This window comes from Bradyrhizobium sp., assembly GCF_035273305.1.
Lineage (GTDB): Bacteria > Pseudomonadota > Alphaproteobacteria > Rhizobiales > Xanthobacteraceae > Bradyrhizobium.
In genome coordinates, this window is sequence record NZ_DATEPI010000053.1 from 1 (window position 1) to 5,178 (window position 5,178).

At 56.9% G+C, this 5,178-nt stretch carries 7 protein-coding genes and 1 pseudogene; 5 read left to right on the forward strand and 3 right to left on the reverse strand.

Going from position 1 to position 5,178, the window contains the following annotated elements:
* From VJV58_RS03570 to VJV58_RS03585, 4 genes are all read left to right on the forward strand, one after another.
* Positions 1–393, forward strand: a 393-nt coding sequence (locus VJV58_RS03570; RefSeq protein WP_324135968.1) for an ABC transporter substrate binding protein, incomplete at its 5' end; no start/stop codon positions are given.
* A gap of 126 nt (positions 394–519) precedes the next feature.
* Positions 520–699 carry a hypothetical protein gene (locus VJV58_RS03575; RefSeq protein WP_324135969.1) on the forward strand — a complete coding sequence of 60 codons (180 nt, stop codon included), beginning with the start codon at positions 520–522 and terminating at the stop codon, positions 697–699.
* A gap of 287 nt (positions 700–986) precedes the next feature.
* Positions 987–1,391, forward strand: a complete 405-nt coding sequence (locus VJV58_RS03580) for a hypothetical protein (RefSeq protein ID WP_324135970.1) — start codon at positions 987–989, stop codon at positions 1,389–1,391.
* Positions 1,392–1,532: 141 nt separating this feature from the next.
* Positions 1,533–1,790, forward strand: coding sequence for a hypothetical protein (locus VJV58_RS03585; protein WP_324135971.1), 258 nt, complete (start codon positions 1,533–1,535; stop codon positions 1,788–1,790).
* 33 nt (positions 1,791–1,823) lie between these two features.
* On the opposite strand, the gene VJV58_RS03590 is transcribed toward VJV58_RS03585, so the two are convergent.
* Positions 1,824–2,003, reverse strand: coding sequence for a hypothetical protein (locus VJV58_RS03590; protein WP_324135972.1), 180 nt, complete (start codon positions 2,001–2,003; stop codon positions 1,824–1,826).
* A 366-nt stretch (positions 2,004–2,369) separates the two neighbouring features.
* Between VJV58_RS03590 and VJV58_RS03595 the strand changes: the two genes are divergently transcribed.
* Complete coding sequence (locus VJV58_RS03595) at positions 2,370–2,765, forward strand: hypothetical protein (protein WP_324135973.1); 396 nt, start codon at positions 2,370–2,372, stop codon at positions 2,763–2,765.
* A gap of 124 nt (positions 2,766–2,889) precedes the next feature.
* On the opposite strand, the gene VJV58_RS03600 is transcribed toward VJV58_RS03595, so the two are convergent.
* Both VJV58_RS03600 and VJV58_RS03605 read right to left on the reverse strand, forming a co-directional pair.
* Positions 2,890–3,174 carry a hypothetical protein gene (locus tag VJV58_RS03600; RefSeq protein WP_324135974.1) on the reverse strand — a complete coding sequence of 95 codons (285 nt, stop codon included), beginning with the start codon at positions 3,172–3,174 and terminating at the stop codon, positions 2,890–2,892.
* Between the two features lie 1,248 nt (positions 3,175–4,422).
* Positions 4,423–5,178, reverse strand: a pseudogene (locus VJV58_RS03605) (nicotinate phosphoribosyltransferase); the annotation flags it as partial.

Here is a 5,178-nt window from a genome sequence, read left to right on the forward strand (position 1 = left end):
GAAGTCCATCAAATCATCGTTCGCAGCAGCGGCGACTTGGATAGCGCCTTCGCGGTAATCGCAGGTTCGCGAGCGGACGCCGTCATGATCCAGGGCAGCCTCTCGGATGAGCTGACTGTCGGCCTGGCGCTAAAATACCGGCTGCCATCTCTCTCCACCCAAAAAACCGCAGTGCAGGCGGGAATCCTGATGTCATATAGCGCGGACCTGAGGGAGCGAGGCCAGGAGCTCGCGCGCTATGTAGACAAAATCCTTAAAGGTACCATCCCAGCCAATCTTCCGGTCCAGCAGCCGACTAGGTACGAGTTAGCAATCAACCTCAAGACCGCCAAGGCACTGGGCCTCACCGTGCCGCCGGCACTGCTCGCCCGCGCCGACGAGGTGGTCGAATGATGGCTTACTGCACTGCCAGTACCTTGGCGGCGTGCTGCCGATTCTGAGTTTGCCCCAAGGGGACTCAGAATAGTTAGATACGCATTGGTATGATTTGAATGATGTAAATTCGAAGAGGAGTGCTATTTGGACAATCTCAGCTTTCAGAATCCGCTTTTTACGACCTATGTGATTGCAGCTTCCGTAATGATTCTAAAAGCCGTCGCGATGTCCTGGCTGACGGTCGCACGGATGATGCAGGTAAGAGGGCGTCAATTGCCACGGCGGCGCGACGCGACCAACCGGTTTGAAGCCGATTGTTCCTGACCTTCAGTTCCAGGAAACCACAAAGCCGATCCCCCGTTTCAATCCCGCGTCGGGTCTGGCTTGCGGGAGCCGGCAAGCTTTAGCGGCTTGCGGCGCACGCGCTCCTGTCACAGCCGCAATCTTTCCTGATGGGCACCAAGACCGGACAGGTCCAGCCGCCTCTAGCCCGAGCATGCTCTGCGAATGCGCGGGCTGAAGGAAGCCGAGGACTAGTCGGAGAACACTTGATAGTATGGGAGCGACCGGCGGAGAAACCTTAGGACGTTCACCGATCTGGAGGCGGGATCATGAACCTCTATTACCTGACCATTGCCGTTATCGTGCTCGCTCTTGCGCAGGTACTAACGATACTTCTCATTATTGTTCGGGATAGAGAAATCAAGCAAGTGCGCGAACTCATCACGGAAGAGCGAATACACATCGCTGAGCTGAGGGCGTGGATAAGTGGGAGAATGCAGAGCGGCCAGTCACGAAGAATAAAAAAACCTGATCGTGAGCCAGTGCCAGAGCCAAGGTTGAAGGAGCCGCCTAAACGACCACCGGGCAATACGCAACAGGCGACCCCTGAGGCTGAAACTGAAGAAGATGCAAGTAAGCGGATGACGAAGGTCATCCGCTGGTTCAAGGAGGACGTCGACAAAGCGCGCGAGGTCGTGGCCGCGCGGCAGGGCAAACCACCGGAGAAGATGTAATAACGTGCCCCACGCAAGTCTGGTTGCGCTGAATTTACGCTGGTCGCAGTGCGGCACAACCAGTCTCAATAACGCGGCCGGACTGGTCGCTTGAGCGCGCCGGCGAGCCCGATTTGAAGTGCGGGAGACACAGGGAAGACGATGCCAAAAAAGGGAATCACGGGTCACGACGGATGGGTCGTCACGGAAGCGCTGGCCACAGCGCTGGTCGCGCTGGAACAGCTTCCGCCGAAACACCAGCCCCGCACTCATATGGAAGAAATCAGAAAGCTTCTCGCAGCCGGTGCCTTGCCTGAGACCGTGAACCTGCATCTGGCCCAGGCAAAATGCCGATTATTTCCCGACCTTGATCCCGAGGCGATCTACCGAGAGTACGGAATCGGGGACGGGGTGGGCTGAAAGCGAGGCTATGGCGGCCGGCGGCCTTCAACTTCAGCAGGCGGCAAACCAACCTTCGGGGAACGGAACGAGCGGCCAGGCCAACTGATTGTCGTTGTCGGCTTTTGCGGTTCGGTCGAAATTTCGAGGCTCGGCCAAGATGACTTCATGCGGAGCCAGCTCGACGGCCGTGCGCACTGAATCCAGCAAGCGGTCAAACTCAACTTCGCTCATCGTGCTCTCCGGGCTTCCGAGAGAGCACTGTCTCAAATGTCCTTTGTTTCCAGATTGAATCGATCGCTCAAATTTTACGGAAATCGAGGATCGCCGCTGTCTTGGTTACTAAAGGGTTAGTTTGCCCGCTCGAGCGACGCCTACAACTGTTTTTCCATCACCCACCTGCTCGTTGAGCGATTGCGGAATCCCGAGCGGAGTCACCGTTGCGATGAGCACGCGTTGGCGGCTTGCTCGCTTCGTCGCGCCAGTGTCGGACAAGCAGCGGCGGCATCAAATCCGCGCGACATAGGAACGCGGCTCGGCTTGCTGCGCTGTCTAACCGTGAATTCGTTTCACAACTCACCGAAATGAAAGGAGACGGAAATGAAAAGACTTCTCACGTCAGCGGCGGTGCTCGCGCTGCTTGCGACGCCGGTATTTGCACAATCTTCCAATTCGCAGGTTCAATCAAATCCGCAGTCCACCGCAAATTCCAGCCAAAACATCGCTGCCGCTCAGAAGATCAAACAGGATCTGCAGGCCGCAGGGTTTAGCGATGTGAAGGTTGTCGCTGAATCATTTGTGGTTCAGGCGAGATCAAAGGATGGGGATCCCGTGCTGATGACCATTGGTCCGCACGGAATGTCTGTATTTGAAGCGATGAATACTAACAGCGGGTCCAATTCGGGCACCACGACGGGTTCGTCCAGCAGCACGTCGAGCAATCCGACGCAGCAAAACAACCAGGCACATCAGAGTAACCCTGCACAGGAAAAATGATCCGGCGATTGCCGTTGGATTTGCGGGAGTGCGGCCGCCTTCCGCCACCGCAGGGAACGAAACCCGTGAACTCTTGTGTTCGGGCGACCCCGCGCCTCTCGTGCCGGCTCGAGAGCCTTTGGGCTTATGCTTCTTGAACCCGCACTCTCATCATGGCCGCGGCAATCCGCTCGACGAAACGATTCGGAGTTGGGTCTACCGGGTCTACGGCCGGGGGCGACTCGGAGCGGGCTTCATCATGAAGTTCGGCCAACTGTCGCAGGCTTGCCACCGGGGCTTCATCGATCGCGCGTTCCACCCGTTCGAGGATCTGTAACAATGCCGCCATTTCATGAGAAGTCAGGTCTGGTCGCATGATGGTGTTCCGATCGGCCTTCAGTCGAAGCAGACGGCGTACGCCGAAGTTCAAGAGCAAATGCCCATAGAGGTAAAGGGCTGGAAGGGATTTCGCTGTGAATCACGCGGACTGTGGTGCGGCCGCCACATCCGATGACAGAGCGTTTGGAACGCAAGGTAAGCAGCTACTGCTACGCCAGGGTGATTCATCGCCGGCGCGGTAGATTCGCTGCAGAAAGACGTCCGGCAAGCCGGCGCCTGAGGTTTGATCCCCGACCGGTATAGTTGTGTGCGCCCAGCGTATCACTGACGTATCCGGGGCTGATTCCGGTTCCAATTAGCGTCCTGAAATGGCGCAGGAGTTTTGCGGTAGACGCATGGAAAACATAGCTCGATCGGAGGTTGTACTTCGTCACATGGGAGATTCTCATGCGGACGTTGTTGCTCGTGATAGTCGTGTGGATGAGTCCCAGTCTTCTGTTCGTCGGCTGGCGTTTGTGGATGTCCAGACCGCTTCGTGACGTTCACTACCGCAATCGATGGTCCTACAGTCACGCGCTGGTTCGGACTCTCCGCGATCGAAACATCCACTTCCACGATCGATAGGGACGATAGCCCTTCGGCCGTTGTGCCTATGTTCGAAGCTGGCCCAACCAGGTGGGTAGGGCGGCTACGAGGTCCGTGCGCATATACATTCTTGAGCAGGACACCTGACGACGAGCGATCCGCTGCGCAAAATCAATTCAGGTCGGGTGAGGAGAAAATTCAGGTCGGGTGAGGAGAACAAGTCGCCAGCTCATAAAATGAAAATCCGGACCGTTATGCAGCCGCCTTCTGCATAAGGGCCCGGTTTGACTGTTATTGCCCGGATATTCTGTCGACTGAGACTGCCGTTTGTCCGCATTTCCAAAAGAGTAACGGACTCAAGTGCTACCCGGGTGTCATTGGTTTAGCCGAATGGCTACTTCTTTTTCTTCTTGGCTGTCTTCTTCGCCTTCTTTGCCTTCTTCGCTTTCTTTGCCATGTTACCCTCCGTAATCCCCAAAAGTTTTGCTCAATGCAAGTCGGGATTCGACAAGCATGAATTCAGAGTACACCACAATTTCAAAATTGATACTTCGCGCTTCGAACAAGGTAAACGCGCCTCACAACTCGCGCGCACAGTCGCGACGAGCGTCGCGATGCCAACCGATGTGAGTAACGACTAGGCTCGTCCATGCCTGCGTAAGGCGCTCGCGCACGGAAATGGATGAGGTGAGTGATCTCTCTCGACGAGAGGCGATGATCTCCTGGCGCCGATCCGAGATCGTTGCTCAGGAGATCATACGTGCACCGCGGTTCGCACCCGGCCTTCATTGCCGAACACTCGCAGATAGCGCTCAATTTCAGACTGAACGCCCGTCGCTTTTTCCGGATTGTCCGACAGCTTTACGGCTGGTCGTCCATCGACCGAGCTCACTTTGCAAACGATCGAGATCGGATCGAGATCCACAGAACCGTCAGGCGCACATCCCACGAAGTCGTTCGTCAGATTTGTGCCCCAGCCAAAACTAAGCCTGACCCGGCCGGCAAAATGACGGTACGTCTCTTCAATCGAATCGACGTCCATCGCGTCCGAAAACACCAGCAGCTTCTTCTTTGGGTCGCGTCCCTTTTTGGTCCACCACTTCATTATCTCTTCGCCAGCCGCGATCGGCGGCGCGCTGTCGGGCCGAAAGCCGGTCCAGTCGGCCACCCATGCGGGCGCGTCCCGAAGGAATGCCTTGGTGCCGAAGGCGTCGGGTAGGGCGATCAGCAGATTTCCCCCGTAAGTCTGCCGCCACTGATCGAGGATGAGGTACGGTGCCCAGCGAAGTTCGTCGTCGTTTTTGGCGAGCGCGGCGGCGACCATCGGCAGCTCGTGGGCATTGGTTCCGATCGCCTCCAGATCGTTGTCCATGGCCAGCAGCACATTAGAGGTACCGGTAAAGGATGGGCCTAGCCCTTCCTTGACGGCCTCGACACACCAGCGCTGCCATAGGAATCCATGACGCCGGCGCGTCCCGAAATCGGAAAGCCGGAGACCTTCCAATTTGCG